Annotated in this window: 19 protein-coding genes; 3 read left to right on the top strand and 16 right to left on the bottom strand. The window is 56.8% G+C overall.

Annotation, left to right across the window (positions count from 1 at the left end):
- Positions 1 to 38: 38 nt before the first annotated feature.
- The 4 genes from glrR to purL form a co-directional block, all read right to left on the bottom strand.
- Positions 39 to 1,373, bottom strand: a complete 1,335-nt coding sequence (gene glrR, locus ACXKZD_RS04850; RefSeq protein ID WP_010257627.1) for a two-component system response regulator GlrR — start codon at positions 1,371 to 1,373, stop codon at positions 39 to 41.
- The gene (qseG, locus tag ACXKZD_RS04845; protein ID WP_488981902.1) at positions 1,373 to 2,041 is read right to left on the bottom strand and encodes a two-component system QseEF-associated lipoprotein QseG; all 669 of its coding nucleotides are present in this window, start codon (positions 2,039 to 2,041) and stop codon (positions 1,373 to 1,375) included. The genes glrR and qseG overlap by 1 nt, the downstream gene beginning before the upstream one ends.
- A 3-nt stretch (positions 2,042 to 2,044) precedes the next feature.
- Positions 2,045 to 3,472 carry a sensor histidine kinase gene (locus ACXKZD_RS04840; RefSeq protein WP_488981901.1) on the bottom strand — a complete coding sequence of 476 codons (1,428 nt, stop codon included), beginning with the start codon at positions 3,470 to 3,472 and terminating at the stop codon, positions 2,045 to 2,047.
- Positions 3,473 to 4,051: 579 nt separating this feature from the next.
- Positions 4,052 to 7,939 carry a phosphoribosylformylglycinamidine synthase gene (purL, locus tag ACXKZD_RS04835; protein ID WP_488981900.1) on the bottom strand — a complete coding sequence of 1,296 codons (3,888 nt, stop codon included), beginning with the start codon at positions 7,937 to 7,939 and terminating at the stop codon, positions 4,052 to 4,054.
- Between the two features lie 267 nt (positions 7,940 to 8,206).
- On the opposite strand from purL, the gene mltF reads away from it, so the two are divergent.
- On the top strand, positions 8,207 to 9,673 hold the full coding sequence (gene mltF / locus ACXKZD_RS04830) for a membrane-bound lytic murein transglycosylase MltF (RefSeq protein ID WP_010257637.1): 1,467 nt from the start codon (positions 8,207 to 8,209) through the stop codon (positions 9,671 to 9,673).
- Here mltF and tadA read toward each other — a convergent pair.
- The gene (gene tadA, locus ACXKZD_RS04825; RefSeq protein ID WP_022624112.1) at positions 9,670 to 10,164 is read right to left on the bottom strand and encodes a tRNA adenosine(34) deaminase TadA; all 495 of its coding nucleotides are present in this window, start codon (positions 10,162 to 10,164) and stop codon (positions 9,670 to 9,672) included. The two genes, mltF and tadA, sit on opposite strands and share 4 nt — an antisense overlap.
- A gap of 63 nt (positions 10,165 to 10,227) precedes the next feature.
- On the bottom strand, positions 10,228 to 10,866 hold the full coding sequence (yfhb, locus tag ACXKZD_RS04820; RefSeq protein ID WP_010257641.1) for a phosphatidylglycerophosphatase C: 639 nt from the start codon (positions 10,864 to 10,866) through the stop codon (positions 10,228 to 10,230).
- 154 nt (positions 10,867 to 11,020) lie between these two features.
- On the opposite strand from yfhb, the gene ACXKZD_RS04815 reads away from it, so the two are divergent.
- Positions 11,021 to 11,860 carry a MurR/RpiR family transcriptional regulator gene (locus ACXKZD_RS04815; protein WP_010257643.1) on the top strand — a complete coding sequence of 280 codons (840 nt, stop codon included), beginning with the start codon at positions 11,021 to 11,023 and terminating at the stop codon, positions 11,858 to 11,860.
- A gap of 55 nt (positions 11,861 to 11,915) precedes the next feature.
- A complete protein-coding gene (locus ACXKZD_RS04810) occupies positions 11,916 to 12,164 on the top strand; it encodes a YfhL family 4Fe-4S dicluster ferredoxin (protein WP_010671305.1) in 249 nt (82 codons plus the stop codon).
- Here ACXKZD_RS04810 and acpS read toward each other — a convergent pair.
- The 10 genes from acpS to rseA all read right to left on the bottom strand — a co-directional run bounded on the left by acpS (position 12,161) and on the right by rseA (position 21,009).
- Complete coding sequence (acpS, locus tag ACXKZD_RS04805) at positions 12,161 to 12,541, bottom strand: holo-ACP synthase (RefSeq protein WP_010257645.1); 381 nt, start codon at positions 12,539 to 12,541, stop codon at positions 12,161 to 12,163. The two genes, ACXKZD_RS04810 and acpS, sit on opposite strands and share 4 nt — an antisense overlap.
- Complete coding sequence (gene pdxJ, locus ACXKZD_RS04800; protein ID WP_010257647.1) at positions 12,541 to 13,272, bottom strand: pyridoxine 5'-phosphate synthase; 732 nt, start codon at positions 13,270 to 13,272, stop codon at positions 12,541 to 12,543. Before pdxJ ends, acpS begins: the two co-directional genes overlap by 1 nt.
- 72 nt (positions 13,273 to 13,344) lie before the next feature.
- The gene (gene recO, locus ACXKZD_RS04795) at positions 13,345 to 14,073 is read right to left on the bottom strand and encodes a DNA repair protein RecO (protein WP_010257651.1); all 729 of its coding nucleotides are present in this window, start codon (positions 14,071 to 14,073) and stop codon (positions 13,345 to 13,347) included.
- 4 nt (positions 14,074 to 14,077) lie between these two features.
- The gene (era, locus tag ACXKZD_RS04790) at positions 14,078 to 14,983 is read right to left on the bottom strand and encodes a GTPase Era (protein WP_010257653.1); all 906 of its coding nucleotides are present in this window, start codon (positions 14,981 to 14,983) and stop codon (positions 14,078 to 14,080) included.
- A gap of 141 nt (positions 14,984 to 15,124) precedes the next feature.
- Positions 15,125 to 15,805, bottom strand: coding sequence for a ribonuclease III (rnc, locus tag ACXKZD_RS04785; RefSeq protein ID WP_010257656.1), 681 nt, complete (start codon positions 15,803 to 15,805; stop codon positions 15,125 to 15,127).
- Positions 15,806 to 15,936: 131 nt separating this feature from the next.
- On the bottom strand, positions 15,937 to 16,911 hold the full coding sequence (lepB, locus tag ACXKZD_RS04780) for a signal peptidase I (RefSeq protein WP_488981899.1): 975 nt from the start codon (positions 16,909 to 16,911) through the stop codon (positions 15,937 to 15,939).
- 9 nt (positions 16,912 to 16,920) lie between these two features.
- A complete protein-coding gene (gene lepA, locus ACXKZD_RS04775; protein ID WP_010257661.1) occupies positions 16,921 to 18,720 on the bottom strand; it encodes a translation elongation factor 4 in 1,800 nt (599 codons plus the stop codon).
- 218 nt (positions 18,721 to 18,938) lie between these two features.
- Positions 18,939 to 19,403 carry a SoxR-reducing system protein RseC gene (gene rseC / locus ACXKZD_RS04770; protein WP_010257664.1) on the bottom strand — a complete coding sequence of 155 codons (465 nt, stop codon included), beginning with the start codon at positions 19,401 to 19,403 and terminating at the stop codon, positions 18,939 to 18,941.
- Complete coding sequence (gene rseB / locus ACXKZD_RS04765; protein WP_022624108.1) at positions 19,400 to 20,356, bottom strand: sigma-E factor regulatory protein RseB; 957 nt, start codon at positions 20,354 to 20,356, stop codon at positions 19,400 to 19,402. The genes rseC and rseB overlap by 4 nt, the downstream gene beginning before the upstream one ends.
- Positions 20,356 to 21,009, bottom strand: coding sequence for an anti-sigma-E factor RseA (rseA, locus tag ACXKZD_RS04760; RefSeq protein WP_010257667.1), 654 nt, complete (start codon positions 21,007 to 21,009; stop codon positions 20,356 to 20,358). Before rseA ends, rseB begins: the two co-directional genes overlap by 1 nt.
- Between the last annotated feature and the right edge of the window lie 6 nt (positions 21,010 to 21,015).

Here is a 21,015-nt window from a genome sequence, read left to right as displayed (position 1 = left end):
TGAGCAGGCAACCTGCCGGTATCACTCCGCAGCCTCCGCTACTCTTTGAAATCACTGGCATCCAGCTCATGACGAGACAGCAGCTTATAGAACTCCGTGCGGTTGCGTCCAGCCAGACGTGCGGCATTGGTTACATTGCCTTTGGTCATCTGCAACAGCTTACGCAGATAGTTCAGCTCAAACTGATTGCGCGCCTCTGCAAAGGTCGGCAAAGCACTATTCTCACCGCTTAACGCCTGCTCCACCAGCGCATCGCTGATGACCGGCGATGAGCTCAGCGCCACACACTGCTCAATCACGTTAACCAGCTGACGCACATTGCCCGGCCAGCTGGCCGCCATCAACCGCTTCATCGCATCAACGGAAAAACTGCGGATCTGCGGTTTATGCCGTTCCGCCGCCTGACGCAACAGATGATTAGCCAGCAGCGGAATATCTTCAGTGCGCTGATGCAGCGCCGGAATCTTCAGGTTCACCACATTAAGACGATAGAAGAGATCCTCGCGAAACTCCTTTTTCTCCATCGCCTTCGGCAGATCGCGATGCGTGGCTGAAATAATGCGCACGTCAATCTCAATATCATGATCGCTGCCCAGCGGCCTGACCTTACGCTCCTGCAACACCCGCAGCAACTTAACCTGTAGCGGTTGCGGCATATCGCCAATCTCATCCAGGAACAGCGTCCCGCCACCTGCAGTTTTAAACAGACCATCACGGGCACTGACTGCGCCGGTAAAGGCCCCTTTGGCATGCCCGAACAGCTCTGACTCCAGTAACTGCTCCGGCAGTGCGCCGCAGTTAATGGCGACAAAGGGCTTGCCGTTTCGCGGGCTGGCGGCGTGAATCGCCTGTGCCAGCATCTCTTTACCAGTACCGCTCTGCCCGTTAATCAGCACGCTGACGTCCGACTGCGCCACCATGTGCGCCTGCTCCAGCAGCCGCAACATCAGCGGGCTGCGGGTGACGATCGCTTCCCGCCAGCGGTCATCGCTGACCGGCGCCTGCTGAGCCAGTGCTTCATCGATCGCTTTGTAAAGCGCATCTTTATCCACCGGTTTAGTCAGAAAGCTGAAGACGCCCTGCTGCGTGGCAGAAACTGCGTCCGGGATAGAACCGTGCGCCGTCAGGATAATCACTGGCAGACCGGTGTGGCGTTTCTGGATCTCGCCAAACAGCGCCAGACCATCCATCTCATCCATCCGCAGATCGCTGATCACCAGCTCGATTTTTTCTTTCTGCAGCAGACGCAACGCTTCGGGTCCGCTGGCCGCGGTGGTGACCTGATAACCTTCGCTGCGAAGACGCATGCCCAGCAGCTTCAGCAGGCTGGGATCGTCATCCACCAGCAGCAGTTTTGCCGCTTGTCTGACCATTATTGCTCCTCATCCTGCGGCAGCGCAGTGCCATGGCCGCTGTCAGAAACATCCGGGGCTTTCCGCGATGAAAGCTGGCGCTCAATATCAGTAAGTCGCTCCAGCTTATGCTGCGTGTCGCTGAGCTGCTGCTGCTGTTTAACCATCTGCTGGCGTATCGCCTCCAGCTGCGTATCGCTGCTCTGTTGCAGATGAACATAACGGGTGCGCGCTTCACTCAGGTCGAGCTGCGCGGCCTGATTACTGCGCCACAACTGGAGCAGCGGACGCACAGACTGCGGGAAATCGTCGCTGTAGCGATCCAGGGTTTCAACATAACGACGACGCTCCACTGGCATCACGTTGCCGTTCGACATCAGCACGCCCTGCTTGAAAGCGCGCGACCAGCTCTCAACCGGCCAGCGGTGGGCTTCGGCTCGGGCCTCGGCGGGGGAAAGGCGTTCAGCGCAATCGATCGCCCGCATCCAGTAGAGGGGATTACTCAGTGCCACACTATTCTCTATCGTCCACAGGTCACTGCAGCGGGTCGCCAGGTAATCAGCCACTCTGACCTCGGGTTCCGCCACCTGATGGCCTGACGGCAGGGATGAGGTGGCCGGGGAGGTCGTACATCCGCTGAGCAGCAGCGTGGTCAGTGTACTCAGCAGCAAAGCGGGTAAATATTTCATCAGTCAGACATTCCCGGCTGTGGTGTTCAGTTCAATTCGAAAACAGACGTCAGCCTGCTCGCAGGAGACCAGCGTCAGGTCGCCATGCATCCGGCGCAGGCAATCTTTGGCAATACTCAATCCCAGCCCGCTGCCTTTTACCGGCCCTTTGCGCTGCTGGCTACCCTGGAAAAAAGGTTCGAAAATCATTGCCTGCTCTTCCGGCGGGATCGGCGTACCGCTGTTCGCGACATCAATCCAGACCCGATCGCCCTGCTGCTGACTGCGCAGCCAGATGGTACCGGATTCGCTGCCGTAGTTCACGGCGTTCGAATAGAGATTATCAATGACCCGCATCAGTAACATCGGTTCGGCAAGGCAGTGACTGACCGCCAGATTGACAACCGTCTGCATGAGTTTGGCGCGCGCCGAGAGTGCGTGTGCATTCACCACCCCCTCCACAATTTCCGCCACGCTGACCGGTTCCAGCTGGATCGGGCCATCTGCCAGTTTACGGTTGTAATCAAGCAGCTGTTCAATCAGCCGCTGCAGATGACGGCTGCTGCCATCGAGGATAGTGACCACCTCTTTTTGATCGGCGTTCAGCGAACCGGCTACCTCGTCCGCCAGCAGTTCGGTGCCTTCACGCAGGCTGGCCAGCGGTGTTTTCAGTTCGTGAGAAAGATGGCGCAGGAATTCATGGCGCTGCGATTCCAGCCACTGAAGCCGTTCGCTGAGCCAGACGATGCGCTGTCCCAGCGAGCGTAACTCGCGCGGGCCGCGAAATGTCACGCTGTTACCCAGTTCCCGGCCTTCGCCAAGCCGGTTGATCATCCGCTCAATACGCTTGACCGGCCCGATAATCATGCCGGTAAACAGCGTCATCAACGCCAGACTGATGATAAACAGAATCAGCGCCTGCCAGCCAAAAAACTGGCCGCGATCGGCAATTTCGCGCTGCAGCTGAAGGCCGCGCGAAAACACCACTTCGCGCGTGTCCTGCACCATCTGCGCATTGGTGGCAGAAAAACGATCCAGCGCCTCTGCGGCAGGTGTAACCGGATTGCCGTTTTCGCACTTTAACGGTGTCAGCAGCGGCAACGTCGCCTGTAAAGTCTGGAATGCGGGCAGCTCGGGCAGGCTGGCGCTGTGCGAACTCAGCATCTGGCTGTAGCGGGTGTGCTGGGTCTGATAAAGGCGCGCCAGCGAGGCATCATCCAGCACGCAGTACTGGCGATAGCTGCGCTCCAGCTCAACCGCCGTTCGTGCCATCGCCTCACTTCTGCGAACGTCGGTGAAGGTATTGCGGTTGGTATCCGCTGCCTGTTCGCTTAACGCAGAGAGACTTTCCCACGCCTGCCAGGCCAGCACCAGCAACGGCAGCAGCACCAGTACAAACGCCATCAGCACCAGCTGACGCAGAGAACGGGGAAATAAACGCCATTTTTTCACGCAGCCGCTTCCTTAAGATTTGCTGTCTGGATGCTAACGGACTCTGTCAGCGGAAGAAAGGTGTCGGCGGAAGAAAGGGGAACAAAAGAAAACGGCAGGCTCGATGGCCTGCCGCTGGCACGACGCGTGATGCATCGCGTAAAAATGGGTGGAGCCTTACTCAACGTTACGTCCGGTGTTTGATAACGCAAGCGATTATCGGTCAGTTGGACGGCAGGCTCCGTTTGGTGCGTCATTCGGGCTTTATGAGCTCTTCTCCGCTAAGCGGGGCAATCATAAACAGGTGAATGAGCAGCTGCATGAGTATAGCAAGTTCCATGCCAGGAAATAAATCATTATATTTTTCAGCAAATTGAATAAGCTTACCGGACAACTGTTGCGCAAAATCTGATTACAGTAAGTGAAAACTGTCTCCGCTGAGCGACATGAAATCGCGCCGGATGGGCGTTCATTAAAAATCAACGAGATAGATGTCGCCAAAAAGAGACAGTACGACATGCTCATTGTCGCCATTTGCCAACAGAGCCACAAAAAAGAACAGGAGGCACACTGGCCTCCTGCTCTTTTCAGCGGATTACATTAACCCAGCTGTTTACGCGCATTGCGGAAAATACGCATCCACGGGCTGTCTTCGCCCCACTCTGCCGGATGCCAGGAGTTGCTGACGGTGCGGAACACCCGCTCCGGATGCGGCATCATGATAGTGACGCGCCCACTTTCATTAGTCACGGCAGTGATGCCGTTTGGTGAGCCATTCGGGTTAGCCGGATAGGTTTCTGTTACCTTGCCGAAGTTATCGACAAAGCGCAGTGCCACCAGCCCTTTCGACTCCAGCGCCGCCAGATGCGAAGCATCACGCACTTCAACAAAGCCTTCACCGTGCGAAACGGCGATGGGCATATGCGAACCGGCCATGCCGTCCAGCAACAGCGATGGACTGGCGGCCACTTCTACCAGACTGAAACGCGCTTCAAAGCGCTCAGACTGGTTACGCACAAAGCGCGGCCAGAGATCGCTGCCTGGGATCAGTTCACGCAGATTAGACATCATCTGGCAGCCGTTGCAGACGCCCAGCGCCAGGGTTTGCGGACGGTGGAAGAAGGTTTCGAACTCGTCACGCACGCGCGGATTAAACAGAATCGATTTCGCCCAGCCCTCACCGGCACCCAGCACATCGCCGTAGGAGAAGCCGCCACAGGCGACCAGCGCCTGGAACTCTTCCAGACCGCGACGTCCGGCCAGCAGATCGCTCATATGAACGTCAATGGCGGTGAAACCTGCCCGATCAAAGGCGGCGGCCATCTCTACATGGGAGTTCACGCCCTGCTCACGCAGCACCGCGACCCTTGGACGTGCGCCAGTGGCGATCATCGGGGCAGCAACATCTTCCTGCGGATTAAAGGTCAGATTAACGTTCAGGCCAGGATCGCTGTCGTTTTTCTTCGCTTCATGTTCCTGATCGGCACACGCCGGGTTGTCGCGCAGACGCTGCATCTGCCAGGTGGTTTCCGCCCACCAGGTACGCAATGTGTTGCGGCTTTCACTGTAGACCGCGCTGTCACCAGAACGGATCACAAAGCGATCGCCCGGCTGCGCGCTGCCCAGCAGATGCGTCGAGTCGGCAAGGCCGTGATCCGCCAGGATCTGCTCAACCACAGCGCGATCGGCAGCGTTGATCTGAATCACCGCGCCCAGCTCCTCGGTAAACAGGGCGGCCAGCGCATCGTTACCCAGCGAGGCGATGTCAACGTCGATGCCGCAGTGACCAGCAAACGCCATCTCGGCCAGCGTCACCAGCAGACCACCGTCGGAGCGATCGTGGTAAGCCAGCAGTTTCTGCTCAGCCACCAGCGCCTGGATGGCATTGAAGAAGCCCGCCAGCTGAGCGGCATCGCGCACGTCGGCAGGTTTGTCGCCAAGCTGACGGTAAACCTGCGACAGCGCGGTTGCGCCCAGCGTATTCGCGCCGTTGCCCAGATCGATCAGCAGCAGCAGGTTATCCTGATCGGCCTGCAGCTGTGGCGTGACGGTGCGACGGACATCTTCGACGCGGGCAAAAGCGGTAATTACCAGCGACAGCGGTGAGGTCATTTCGCGCTGTTCGCTGCCTTCCTGCCAGCGTGTTTTCATCGACATCGAATCTTTACCGACCGGGATGGTGATCCCCAGCGCCGGGCAAAGCTCCTCGCCGACTGCCTTCACCGCCGCATATAAACCGGCATCTTCACCCGGATGACCGGCGGCGGACATCCAGTTTGCGGAAAGCTTCACACGCTTCAGCGAACCAATATGGGTAGCCGCCAGGTTGGTCAGTGCTTCACCGACGGCCAGACGACCCGATGCCGCGAAGTCCAGCAGCGCAACCGGTGAACGTTCGCCCAGGGCAAACGCTTCGCCGTGATAGCTGTCGAGGCTGGCGGTTGTCACCGCACAGTTGGCAACCGGGATCTGCCACGGTCCCACCATCTGGTCGCGCGCAACCATGCCGGTCACGCTGCGGTCACCGATGGTGATCAGGAAGGTTTTTTCCGCCACGGCAGGCAGATGCAGCACGCGGTTCACCGCATCGACCAGCGTAATGCCGTCACGCTGCAGGGCAGTACCCTGTGTCTGCTGCGTCACCACATCCCGCGTCATCTTCGGCGTTTTGCCCAGCAGGACATCAAGCGGCATGTCGATCGGCTTGTTACCGAAATGACTATCTTCCAGGCTCAGGTGCAGCTCTTCGGTGGCTTCACCAATGACCGCGAACGGTGCGCGTTCGCGCTGGCAAATTGCCTCAAACTGCGCCAGCTGATCGGGTGCCACTGCCATCACATAACGTTCCTGTGATTCGTTACACCAGACCTCCAGCGGACTCATGCCAGGCTCATCACTCAGAATGTCACGCAGGTTAAACCGGCCGCCACGACCACCATCGCTGACCAGCTCCGGCATCGCATTGGAGAGGCCGCCAGCGCCCACGTCGTGGATAAACAGAATCGGGTTCTCATCACCCAGTTGCCAGCAGCGGTCGATCACTTCCTGACAACGGCGCTCCATCTCCGGGTTATCACGCTGTACCGAGGCAAAGTCGAGATCGGCATCAGACTGACCCGAGGCCATCGATGACGCCGCGCCGCCGCCCAGGCCGATGTTCATTGCCGGACCGCCCAGCACCACCAGCTTCGCGCCTACGGTGATTTCACCTTTCTGCACGTGATCGGCACGGATATTCCCGATGCCGCCCGCCAGCATAATGGGCTTATGGTAGCCACGCAGCTCAGTGCCGTTGTGGCTGGTGACCTGCTCTTCATAGGTACGGAAGTAACCATTCAGAGCCGGACGACCAAATTCATTGTTAAATGCAGCGCCGCCCAGCGGGCCATCGGTCATAATTTCCAGCGCGCTGACGATGCGGGCCGGTTTGCCGAAGTCCTCTTCCCACGGCTGTTCAAAGCCAGGGATACGCAGGTTCGATACGGAGAAACCGACGAGGCCCGCTTTTGGCTTTGAACCCCTTCCGGTTGCGCCTTCATCACGAATTTCACCACCGGAACCGGTCGCAGCACCAGGCCACGGCGAGATGGCCGTCGGGTGGTTATGGGTTTCCACCTTCATCAGGATGTGTGCGGCTTCCTGATGCCAGCGGTATTCGCTCTCTCCGGCGTCAGCAAAGAAGCGGCCAACCTCTGAGCCTTCCATCACGGCGGCGTTATCTTTGTAAGCAGAGAGCACGTAGTCCGGCGTCTGCTCCATGGTGTTTTTAATCATCTTAAACAGCGACTTTGGCTGTTTCTCGCCGTCGATAATCCAGTCGGCGTTGAAGATCTTGTGACGACAGTGCTCAGAGTTCGCCTGCGCAAACATATAGAGTTCAATGTCGTTGGGATTGCGGCCCAATGCGGTAAACGCCGCCACCAGGTAGTCGATTTCATCGTCGGCCAGCGCCAGACCCAGTGAGATATTCGCCTGAACCAGCGCCTGACGGCCCTCACCCAGCAGATCGACACTTTTCACCGGCTGTGGCGTGTGATGCGCGAACAGCTGTTCAGCCTGCGTCAGATCGCCGAAGACCGTTTCCATCATCCGATCGTGCAGCAGTGTGCCCAGCGTTTGCCACTGCGCTTCCGTCAGTTGCGGGGCCTGTACATAAAAGGCCAGGCCGCGCTCCAGGCGACGGACCTGCGGCAGGCCGCAGTTGTGGGCAATGTCAGTGGCTTTGGATGACCAGGGCGAAATGGTGCCGGGACGAGGCGTCACCAGCAGCAGACGCCCCTGTGGGGCATGTTCAGCGAGAGAGGGACCATATTTCAGCAGGCGCTGCAGACGGCTCTGTTCGTCAGCGCTTAAGGGCGTGCTGACATCAGCAAAATGGATGTACTCAGCGTAAATATCACTCACCGGCAGATGAGCGTCCTGAAAGCGGGTCAGCAGTTTGTTTACACGAAATGCCGACAGGGCGGGCGAACCACGCAGAATTTCCATTAATAAATCTCTCGTCAGGGCGCCGGGCGACGCTTCATTGGGCGCAACAGGGAAAACGGGGCGTATTATAGAGAAAGCGACCTCGCGACGAAACCGTTTGCGCACAATTTTTGGCGACCCGGATTTGCCTGAATTTTGCGCAAAAGCTGCTATAAAAGTTGCTCAGCGTGATTTTGTTGCGCAAAATGCCCCTCGCTCTGGGAGTTCAAAGAAGACAAATACTGCCTTTAAAAGACAGAGGCCTTAGAGCCAGCGAGAGATAACTATTTGAAACGCCTAAAATTTAATTATCTGTTTATCGGTCTGGTTGCCGTGCTGTTAGCGTTAGCGCTATGGCCATCCATTCCCTGGTATGGGGGTGGGCAGGACCAGATTTCACAGATTAAATCACGGGGAGTACTGCGTGTCAGTACCATCAATTCCCCGTTGACTTACTACACAGTGAACCAATCTCCGGCCGGTATGGATTATGAGCTGGCAAAACGCTTCGCCGATTATCTGGGCGTCAAACTCAAGGTGACAGTACGTCCCAACCTGAGCGATCTGTTTGACGATTTAGATGATGGCAAAGCCGATTTGCTGGCCGCGGGTCTGAACTACAACAGCGAACGCCTGACCCGCTATCAGACCGGGCCAGGCTACTACAACGTTTCGCAGCAGCTGGTCTATCGCGTGGATAAGCCACGCCCTAAAAACCTCGGTGACTTAAAGGGGCGGCTGACTGTTGCGTCAGGATCGGCGTATCTGTCAACGCTGAAGAGCGCGCGGTCAAACCAGTACCCCGATCTGGACTGGGCGATCTCCACCGATCAAAGTCCTAAAGCCCTGCTGGAAGCGGTGGCAGACGGCAAGCTCGACTATACGATTGGCGACTCCGTGACCATCGCTCTGCTGCAGCGCATCTATCCGCAGCTGGCGGTGGCGTTTGACGTCACTGATGAAGAGCCGGTCACCTGGTATGTGCGGCACAGCGATGACGACAGCCTGAATGCCGCGATGCTCGACTTCTTTAACGGTATGGGTGAAGAAGGGGCGATGGCGCGGCTGGAGGAGAAATATCTCGGCCACGTCGGCACCTTTGATTATGTCGATACCCGCACTTTCCTGCGCGCCATCGATAACACGCTGCCTGACATCAAACCGCTGTTTGAGAAGTACGCCACCAGCATTGACTGGCGACTGCTGGCGGCGATCTCCTATCAGGAGTCGCACTGGAACCCGCAGGCCACCTCCCCTACCGGCGTGCGCGGCATGATGATGCTGACCCGTAACACCGCTGAGAGCCTGGACGTGGGCGACCGGACCGATCCCGAACAGAGCATTCGCGGCGGCAGTCAGTATCTGCAGGATATGATGGCGAAGGTGCCGCAGACCATCCCGGAAGATGAGCGCATCTGGTTTGCGCTGGCGGCCTATAACATGGGCTATGCCCATATGCTGGATGTCCGTAAACTCACTGCCCGCCAGGGGGGTAATCCGGATAGCTGGGCGGATGTGAAGCTGCGTCTGCCCATGCTGAGCCAGAAGCGTTACTACACCCAGACGGCTTATGGCTATGCCCGTGGGCATGAAGCCTATAACTATGTGGAGAACATCCGCAAATATCAGTTAAGCCTGGTGGGTTATCTGCAGGAGCAGGAAAAGCGCCTGGCGCAGCAGGCTGAAGCACAAGAAGCACAGGCCGAACTGGCCAAAGGCTATCCGGCGGTCGAACCGAAGATCGCCATGAATTAATAATCCTGGCGTTGCGCCTGCCGCAGCGCTTTTTTCTGCTCACGACGCATACGGAAGAAGTCGCTCAGCATAGCGGCACACTCTTCAGCCAGCACGCCGCTCTGTAATTCAACCTGATGATTCATGCCGGGGTGCCCCAGCACATCGAGCAGCGATCCTGCCGCTCCACTTTTGATATCGTGCGCCCCGTAGACCAGCCGGCTGATGCGGCTGTGTACCATGGCGCCGGCGCACATCACGCACGGCTCCAGCGTCACATAGAGCGTGGTGTCCAGCAGACGATAATTTTCCAGTACTTTACCGCCCTGCCGCAACGCCATAATCTCCGCATGCGCCGTCGGATCGTGCTGGCCGATGGGCCGGTTCCAGCCTTCACCGATCACCCGGTCATTCTGAACCAGCACCGCACCCACCGGCACTTCGCCCTGCTCCCACGCCCGGCGCGCCAGGTCAAGCGCATGGCGCATCCAGTATTCATCTTGTTGTTTCATGCTGACCACTCCGGGCGACAGAAAAGCGGCGCATTATAGCGGTCTCACCGATCCTTTAGAAACTTATTCCAGCTGTTGCAGCTCACCTGCGGGTGTTACGCGCCAGCGATGCTGACAGAAAAACAACAGCGGGTTGTCCTGTTTGCTGTCGCTATAGCCGCTGTAGAGCTGTAGCGGCGTGCCGATTTTCTCTTCCAGCTGTGCCACTTTCTCATGACCGAGGCAGCGCATTGCCAGTACCCGCCCGCCCCAGCCGCGCTGCATCTGACTGGCAATCAGCTTCACGCGTGGCAGAAACGCGGAGTCGTAATAGACCTGCTCCACCAGAGACTGTGGCGATCCGGTGATGAGCCAGACGTCAGCATCATCACTGCCGAGGTAATCGGTCAGGCGCTGCTGAACCACCGGAAAGGCTTTAACGCGCAGGCGGAACCACTGCGCAAATTCGGCTTCGAGTTGCAGCAGCGTCCGCTCAGAACGACCAAAAGTAATAGACCAGAGCAGCAGGCTCATGGGCCAGCGTGCCGCCCGGCCTTTAAACAGCAAGCCGATACCCACTACCGGCAATAACGGCACCACCAGCAGCAGATTAAGCGGGCGGCGACGCAGCAGATAGCGCATAAAAGTGCCGAACATGTCCTGCTGGTGCAAAGTGCCATCCAGGTCAAAAAATACGACGCGACGTTGTGTTCCCCTGGTCAAACAACTCTCCTTCAGGCTGATTCTGGAATGATAAAGAGTAGTGTAGCCATCATCAGGCGCTACGGCGATGACTGTCATTTTTAATTCCGATGACTACAATGCCTGATGAATAGTTTATTCTTCACAGATTATCCCTGAATTACGAGGATTGGGCATGAGTTCATTGCTGCGCATTCGCCAGCTTTATCCACGTCTGGCATTGAACGAGCGTCGGCTGGCTGATTTTTTACTGTCGCAACCCGATCGGGCGCGCCACCTGAGTTCGCAAAAGCTGGCGGAAGAGTCTGGCGTCAGCCAGTCGAGCGTGGTGAAGTTTGCTCAGAAACTGGGATACAAAGGTTTTCCGGCGCTTAAGCTGGCTCTGAGTGAGTCACTGGCGGACAAAGATGCCATTACCGTGCATAACCATATCCTCAGCGACGATCCCCTTAAAATGGTGGGCGAGAAGCTGCTGACAGAGAAACTCTCGGCGATCCGCGCCACGCTGGATATCAACAGCGAAGAGAAGCTCAACGATGTGTTACAGCTGCTGAAAAATGCCCGGCGTATTTTACTGGTAGGCATCGGCGCTTCGGGTCTGGTGGCGAAGGACTTCTCCTGGAAGCTGATGAAGATCGGCATTAATGCGGTGGCAGAGCAGGATATGCACGCCCTGCTGGCCAGCGTGCAGGCGATGGGGCCCGGCGATGTGCTGCTCGCCATCTCTTACACCGGTGAACGGCGGGAGATCAATCTGGCCGCGCAGGAGGCGGTTCAGGTAGGCGCCGATGTGGTGGCCTTTACCGGCTTTACGCCGAATACGCTGCAGCAGAGCGCCAGTTACTGTCTCTATACGGTGGCGGAAGAGCAGAGTACCCGCAGCGCGGCCATCTCCTCGACCACGGCGCAGCTGGCCCTGACCGATCTGCTGTTTATGGCGCTGGTGCAAAACGATCCGGAACGCGCGTCCAGTCATATTCGCCACAGCGAAGCGCTGGTGAAAAAGCTGGTCTGATCAGCTGCAGCGCGTATAATACCCGCGCTTTTTCTGTTGTTATCAGGTGGGTAAAATGGCGCTGTTGATTACGTCCAGATGCATTAACTGCGATATGTGTGAACCGGAGTGCCCGAACCAGGCCATTTCACTGGGCGATGCGATCTATGAGATTGATGTCAGCCGCTGCACGGAATGCGTCGGGCATTATGAGACGCCAACCTGTCAGCAGGTATGCCCCATCGACAACACCATCATCATTGACCCACAGCACACCGAATCACGCGATGCGCTGTGGGAGAAGTTCGTGCTGCTGCACGGCTAGCTTTCAATGATCACCGTGGCGCAGGCGTAGTGACGCTCATCGGCCAGCGTCACGTGAACGTGTTTAACGCCCAGCCTCTCTGCCACTTCAGCGGCATGCTGAAAGAAGCGTAATCCCGGTTTTCCCAGCGCATCGTTGTAAACTTCAAACTGATTAAACGCCAGACCACCGCGAATACCGGTGCCAAAGGCTTTTGCCGCCGCCTCTTTTACCGCAAAGCGTTTAGAGAGAAAGCGCACCGGCTGCTTGTGCGCCTGATATTGCTGCCATTCGGCTTCGCTCAGCACCCGCCGTGCCAGCCGGTCGCCGGAGCGTTCAATCACCCCGGCGATACGTTCAATCTCAACGATGTCCGTACCCAGTCCCAGAATAGCCATCAGCGACGGGCTTCACGCAGCAGCTGCTTCATCTCTTTCACCGCATCCGGCAGGCCACTCATCACCGCACGACCAATAATCGCATGGCCGATATTCAGCTCATGCATTTCCGGCAGCGCCGCAATCGGCAGCACGTTGTGGTAGGTCAGACCGTGACCGGCATTGACCTTCAGTCCCAGGCTGGCGGCAAAGGTCGCGGCGTGGCGGATACGCGCCAGCTCAGCGTCACGCGCCAGTCCCTCTGGTGCTTCGGCGTAAGCGCCGGTATGAATTTCGATGTAAGGCGCGCCGCTGGCCACGGCCGCTTCAATCTGACGGTGATCGGCATCGATAAACAGCGAAACCAGAATGCCTGCGTCACTCAGCAGTCGTACGGCCGCGTTCATCTTCTCCTGCTGCCCCGCCACATCCAGCCCGCCTTCAGTGGTCACTTCCTGACGCTTTTCCGGCACCAGGCAGCAGAAATGGGGCTGGATATCACAGGCGATGCCGATCATCTCATCGGTGACCGCCATCTCCAGATTCATCCGCGTCTGGATGGTGTCACGCAGGATACGCACGTCGCGGTCAGTGATGTGACGGCGATCTTCGCGCAGGTGCACGGTAATGCCGTCTGCGCCCGCCTGCTCGGCGATAAACGCTGCCTGCACCGGATCGGGATAGTTTGTCCCACGGGCGTTACGCACCGTAGCAATGTGATCGATATTGACGCCTAACAGCAACTCAGCCATGTCCGTCCTCACTTGTTTTTCATCGTGATGTTGAGTGTACCGCGCAAAGTGAAACAGGCGGTACGACCCGCGCTATTCTTCTGCCTGTTCAGGCTTTTTCTTCGGGATAAACTGGCGGAACAGCTCCTGACTCTTCAGCGGCTTGCCACCAAGATAGGGCTTCAGGGCGATGCGGGTAAACCGCTTCGCGGCGCGCAGAGTGTCGGCATCGGGAAACTCTCGCTCGCACAGGGCGCGCAATTCGCGGCCGGTAAAGCTGCGCTGATTGACCACCAGGCTGGCAATAAAGCCGCGCTCTTCGCGGTAGCTGTACGTCATGTTGTCGCTGACCGGCTCGCCGCTGCCGGCGCAGTGAAGGAAATCGACGCCATAACCCAGGTGACCGAGCAGCGCCAGTTCAAAACGCCGCAGTGCCGGTTCGGGCTTGCCGTGCGTTGAGGCTAATGCCTGAAGGCAGTTGAGATAGTCGAAGAAGAGTTCTGAGAAGGGGAATTCCTGCTGCAATACGCGAGAGACCAGCTCATTGACGTAAAGACCGCAGTAGAGCGTGATGCCGCTGAGCGGTAAGGCCAGCGACACCGCTTCGGCATTGCGCAGGGTTTTGACTTCCCCGCGCCCGCTCCAGCGAACCAGCAGCGGGGTAAAAGGCTGTAACGCCCCCTTCAGCTGCGAGCGCCGCGAACGTGCGCCCTTGGCCAGAACCCGCACCCGCCCTTCGCTTTCGCTGAACAGGTCGAGCAGCAGACTGGTTTCGCTGAAGGGGCGACTATGCAGCACAAAGGCGCGTTGCCAGCCTTCCATTGAATCAGAGATCGTCTGTATAACCCAGGCTGCGCAGCGCACGTTCGTCATCTGCCCAGCCGGATTTCACTTTCACCCACAGTTCGAGATGCACTTTCGCTTCGAACATCTCTTCCATGTCTCTGCGCGCTTCTGTGCCGATGACTTTGATTTTGGCGCCTTTGTTGCCAATCACCATCTTCTTCTGCCCTTCGCGCTCAACCAGAATCAGACCGTGAATGTCATAACCGCCACGTTCGTTAGTCACGAAGCGCTCGATCTCAACCGTAACGGAGTAAGGCAGTTCAGCACCCAGGAAGCGCATCAGTTTTTCACGGATCATCTCTGACGCCATGAAACGCTGTGAGCGGTCGGTGATGTAATCTTCCGGGAAGTGATGATCGGCCTGCGGCAGATGCTTGCGGGTAATCGCCGCAATGGTATCGACGTTTTTGCCGCTCTCAGCAGAAATAGGCACGATATCGAGGAAGTTCATCTGCTGGCTCAGGAACTGCAGATGTGGCAGCAGAATGCTTTTATCCTGGATGTTATCGACCTTATTGATCGCCAGCACCACCGGCACTTTATTGTCGCGCAGTTTGCCCAACACCATCTCATCATCGGGCGTCCAGCGGGTGCCTTCAACCACGAAGATCACCAGTTCTACGTCGCCAATGGAGCTGCTGGCTGCGCGGTTCATCAGACGGTTAATGGCGCGCTTCTCTTCCATGTGCAGACCTGGGGTATCGACGTAGATCGCCTGATATTCGCCTTCGGTATGAATGCCCATGATGCGGTGGCGCGTGGTTTGCGGCTTACGCGAGGTGATCGACACCTTCTGCCCCAGCAACTGGTTCAGTAAGGTGGATTTACCGACGTTTGGTCGGCCAACAATCGCGACAAAGCCGCAATAAGTAACGTTTTCGCTCATTCGAGTCCTGAATTGTTCAGCGCCTGATGCGGCGCCGAAAGAGTGCTATTCGAGTCATGTGTCATTCAGCGTCTTCTGACGCCGGGATAGAATGTCAGGTTAATGGTCAGTGCCGGTTCCGGCACTGTCATCCCGACAGATCTATTCAAGACCTAATTTTATCAGTGCCTGTTCAGCCGCTGCCTGCTCAGCTTTACGACGGCTGGAGCCGACGCCGACAACCGGCTCGGCCATGCCACTCACCTGACAGTGAATGGTGAATTCCTGATCGTGGGCTTCGCCACGTACCTGTACTACCAGATAACTTGGCAGCGGCAGATGACGCCCCTGCAGATACTCCTGCAGACGCGTTTTCGGATCTTTTTGTTTGTCGCCAGGACTTATTTCGTCGAGGCGGGTCTGATACCAGTCGAGGATCAGCTGCTCTACCCGCTCGATACTGCTGTCGAGGAAGATACCGCCAATCAGCGCTTCCACCGTATCCGCCAGGATCGATTCACGACGGAAACCGCCGCTTTTCAGCTCACCGGGTCCCAGGCGCAGGCACTCGCCAAGATCAAATTCGCGTGCCATTTCAGCCAGCGTGTTGCCCCGCACCAGCGTGGCGCGCATGCGGCTCATGTCACCTTCATCAACCCGCGGGAAGCGGTGATAAAGGGCATTAGCAATCACATAGCTAAGAATAGAATCGCCAAGAAATTCCAGGCGTTCGTTATGCTTACTGCTGGCGCTGCGGTGAGTCAGGGCCTGCTGTAACAGTTCCGAATGAGTAAAAGTGTAGCCCAGTTTGCGCTGAAGCTTGTTAATCAGGATGGGGTTCATGCGATTCCAGTTCTTTGTTGCGTCTGTGACTCTGCATACCAAACGGGGCTGGTAATCCAACACGTTCCGTTTGGTGTGCAGTGGCCTCCCTGAGGAGGCCACCCGATTTGCCTGTTAATCAGACAATAATGTTAGTGGATACCACCGATGCGACTGAATCGCACGCCGGTTGGCCACTGGCCTTCTTGTTTCTCAAAGCTCATCCAGATAGCGACCGCTTTACCGACCAGATTACGCTCCGGGACAAAGCCCCAGTAGCGGCTGTCGGCGCTGTTATCACGGTTGTCGCCCATCATGAAGTATTGCCCTTTCGGCACGACCCAGCTCGCCTGCGGCTGACCCGGCTGCTGATAATACATGCCTGCCTGACTCTGCGCTTCGTTTACCAGCAGAATGTCATGCGTCACGTTACCGATTGTCTCTTTGCGGGTTCCCAGGCGCAAACCACCGCGCAGGGTATCGCCCTGCGGCACCTGATAAAAACCGTTGCCGGTTTCGTTGCCATCAAAGCCGCTAAAGGTCTGAACAAAGTTGCTTGGCTCAACGTCGGTGTAAGTTACCGCTAACGCTGTGTCACAGGCTCTATCATCGGAGCAGGTCGGTTTCACCGTCAGCGTTTTGCTGTAAGGATCATAAATGACTTTGTCGCCCGGCAGGCCGATAACGCGCTTAATGTAATCCAGGCTCGGATCTTTCGGGTATTTAAATACCGCGATATCGCCGCGCTTCGGCTGACCGGTTGGGATCAGCGTCGTCTGGGTGATCGGATCCTTGATGCCGTAAGCAAACTTCTCCACCAGGATAAAGTCACCAATCAGCAGCGTCGGCATCATCGAGCCAGAGGGAATCTGGAACGGTTCGTAGATAAACGAACGCACGATGAAAACCACGGCCAGCACCGGGAACACGGATGCGGTCGTTTCAACCCAGCCTGGCTTTGCAGCGACCTTCGCCAGCGTTTTGCTGTCGAGCGCGTTACCGGTCTGGGCCTGAGCCTCAGCCTGTTTCGCGCGACGCGCGGGTGCCCATTTAAAACGATCAATTACCCATACGATGCCAGTAATCAGCGTCGCTATCGCCAGAATCAGGGCGAACATATTAGCCATTGGAAATCCTTATTTGCTGTCCTTACCGACATGCAGAATGGCGAGGAACGCTTCCTGTGGCAGCTCAACGTTACCAACCTGCTTCATTCGCTTCTTACCATCTTTCTGCTTCTGCAACAGTTTCTTCTTACGGCTGACGTCACCGCCATAACACTTGGCGAGAACGTTTTTACGCAGCTGTTTCACCGTTGAACGCGCGATAATGTGGTTGCCGATGGCAGCCTGAATCGCAATATCAAACTGCTGACGCGGGATGAGCTCTTTCATTTTCTCAACCAGATCGCGTCCGCGATAAGGCGCGTTGTCACGGTGGGTAATCAGCGCCAGCGCATCCACACGCTCAGAGTTAATCAATACGTCAACACGTACCATGTCTGAAGGCTGGAAACGTTTAAAGTTGTAATCCAGCGAGGCATAACCGCGCGAGGTTGATTTCAGACGGTCAAAGAAGTCGAGTACCACTTCAGCCATCGGAATTTCGTAAGTCAGTGCCACCTGATTGCCGTGGTAAACCATGTTGGTCTGCACGCCACGCTTCTCAATACAGAGCGTGATGACGTTGCCCAGATACTCCTGCGGCAGCAGCATGTGACATTCGGCAATCGGTTCACGCAGCTCTTCGATATTGTTCAGTGCCGGCAGCTTGGATGGGCTGTCGACATGAACGATTTCGCCGCTGGTGGTCACGACTTCATACACCACCGTCGGTGCGGTAGTGATCAGATCGAGATCGTATTCGCGCTCCAGACGCTCCTGGATGATCTCCATGTGCAGCAGACCGAGGAAGCCGCAGCGGAAACCAAAGCCCAGCGCCGTTGAGCTTTCTGGCTCATAGAACAGCGAGGCGTCGTTCAGGCTCAGCTTACCGAGCGCATCACGGAACGCTTCATAGTCGTCAGAGCTGATTGGGAACAGACCGGCGTAAACCTGCGGCTTCACTTTTTTAAAGCCTGGCAGCGCTTTGTCTGCCGGATTACGTGCGGTAGTCAGCGTATCGCCCACGGGTGCGCCGAGGATATCTTTAATGGCGCAGACCAGCCAGCCTACTTCACCGCAGTTCAGCTCATTACGATCAACCCGTTTCGGGGTGAAGATACCCAGGCGGTCAGCGTTATAAACCTGACCGGTGCTCAGGACTTTGATCTTGTCGCCTTTGCGCATGGTGCCGTTTTTCACGCGCACCAGGGAAACAACACCCAGGTAGTTATCGAACCAGGAGTCGATAATCAGTGCCTGCAGCGGCGCTTCCGGATCGCCTTCTGGCGGCGGAATGTCGCGCACTAAGCGTTCCAGCACTTCCGGAACGCCGACGCCGGTTTTAGCTGAGCAGCGCACCGCGTCAGTTGCATCAATGCCGACGATATCTTCAATTTCCTGCGCGGCGCGATCGGGATCGGCAGCGGGCAGGTCAATTTTGTTCAGAACCGGCACCACTTCCAGATCCATCTCCATCGCGGTGTAGCAATTCGCCAGTGTCTGCGCTTCAACACCCTGACCGGCATCCACCACCAGCAGCGCGCCTTCGCAGGCGGCCAGTGAGCGGGAAACTTCATAAGAGAAGTCTACATGTCCTGGGGTATCGATGAAATTGAGCTGGTAAGTTTGGCCGTCTTTCGCGTGGTAATCGAGTGTGACGCTCTGTGCTTTGATGGTGATGCCACGCTCGCGCTCCAGATCCATAGAGTCAAGAACCTGCGCAGCCATTTCACGAGCGGTGAGGCCGCCGCAAATCTGAATCAGGCGGTCAGAGAGCGTAGATTTGCCATGGTCGATATGAGCGATGATGGAGAAATTTCTTATGTGCTTCATTTATTGGGATATCTTCGCTTAAAATTCAGTTGAAAACCTGAGCACAGACACATTCAGGAAGATCGCTCTTTACCCACAATCCTGTCAGCCTCATTAATGACGACGCATATTACACTGTTAACGCCGCGCATAAAAGAATGGAACGTGGTGGAAGCGAAACAGATATCTGCGCGAGGCAGAACAGACAAAGGCCGCGGGATGCGCGGCCTGGACGTGCGTTACGCTTCGCTTTCAACACGCAGCGCATCGGGAGGCAAGGCGATGTTCAGAATGACCGGCTGAAAGGCTTCCCGATCGCCGAATTTCATTGAAACGCCTTTGGCGACAATAAAACCCCCGATACCGCCCAGCAGCGCACCACAGGCGGCGGCCAGATCGCTGCTGAACAGCGCCTGAAACAGCCCGGAAACCAGGAACAGGCCAAACAGCGGCGTCATGTAGACCAGCAACGCTGAACCCAGCAGGCTGCTCTCTTTGATACCGAGTTCGATCCGCTGCCCCGGCTGCAGCGGCTTGCTGCTGGCGATCTGCATCACGTGGGCATTCTTCGGACCGAGCTTATTCAGCATATGGCTGCCACAGCCTTTACGCGCCTGGCAGCTGTTGCAGGAGGTTTTTGCTTCGGTGTGCAGCGTGGCGATGCCATCCTGCCATGCCACCACGGTGGCCCATTCTCTCATCATTTTTGTGACCCCAGGTCGATGCTGTCCGCAATACGTTTTGCGGTCGAGGGCGGTAATTCGCCGATCACCGCTATTTCGTTATTATTGCGCACAACGGTCTGGACCGTACGACGCCCAGTGCGCAATGTCTGCGTTGTGCTGGTTTTATCGGCCGGCGTCACGTTGATCGCGAAACTAAACAGGCCATCGCTGTAGAGCTTCGATTCCATATTTTTATTCAAACCGGGTAGCGTGCGGCGATTCTGCGACACCAGCGACATACCAGCAGGTATCCAGCCAGGCTGCCAGGTGAGCGTAACCGCATCCCCTTTCGGCACGGAAAGCGACGGTGGCAGATTGGCTTTCTCCAGCCCCTTCATCAGATTGCGCACCCCTTCGTCCACCGCAAAGCTGATGACGCGGAACTGCTCCAGCGTTTCGCCGTCACGATCAAGCAGGTCGATGCGCAGCGGCAGCTTGGTGTCCACATCCAGCCAGACCACATAGCTGTAACGGGTGCCATCGCGTGAAACGATGCGCAACACATCACACATCTGATCGGCAATGCGCGAGCGGCCTACGGTAATAAAATCATAGGCTGTGGCGAGCTTGGTGAAGTCAGCAAAAATCACCGACGGCAAAGCATCGATAATGTGATTGCCGGGGAGCGAAAAGGGATCGAGGCCGGGTTCGAAGTAACTGATATCGTTGCCGCGCTGGATCACTTCCCGACGTGGCCCGTCCATCTGCAACAGCTGAGCGAATATCCGGTTATCGATTACAGCATGACGATAACGCAGCGATTCGATGCCGATGCGGGAAACGTTGATATAGGCGAATTCGTAGTTGAGGTTCTGACTTGCCTGCTCCATCTGCTGCAATAGCGCCCCGGACGCAGAAGGTTGCGCCGGGGCGGCAGATGACCACAACAGGCTGCCTGTCAGCAGGCTAACAGCATACCAAAGCGGCTTCATTACTGCTGTTGCTGTCCTAATGATTGATTTCCGGGAACATCAACCTGCGCCTGTTTTGGCGCAGTGGTTTCAAACTGCAGCTGGTCAGCGTGCAGGCGACGTTGCAGTTCGTAATCCTGCAGCATGGCATTTACGCGACGACGCTGGTCCTGAACCTGCTGGTTAGAACTGTTGGTGTCAAATGCATCAGACGGCACGCCCAGGCTCACCGGAGACGCTTTGCCCATCATCGGCATCGTATTGAACACCGGAGAGTCAGAGGTCTGCGTGGCGCTGCCCTCTGGCTGGTTATAGTGCTGAACGCCTACGATCACGGCCAGTGAAACACAGGCAGCGACACCGACCTGGGTCAGTTGCGCAGCCCACGGGCGCGCTTTTTTCCAGAACGGCATTTTTTCCCAGCGGGAAGGTTCTGGCTGAGCTTCAGGGATCAGCGTTGTAACCGTACGCAACGGTTCTTTTTCGATGGCAGCAGCGACGCGCGCAGAAATATCAAAATGCAGGACATCGCCCACATCACCGCGCATGGTGTCGCGAATGAGATGATAGCTTGCCCAGCTTTTCTGTAGTTCTGCGTCCTTAGACAAGGCGGAAAACAGCTCGTTATCTAAGGTCTCACCATCCATTAAAGCGGAAAGTTTTTCTTTCTGCATGCCTAT

Source organism: Pantoea sp. ABR1s (assembly GCF_057812235.1).
This window is presented reverse-complemented; position numbering and strand designations above follow the sequence as displayed.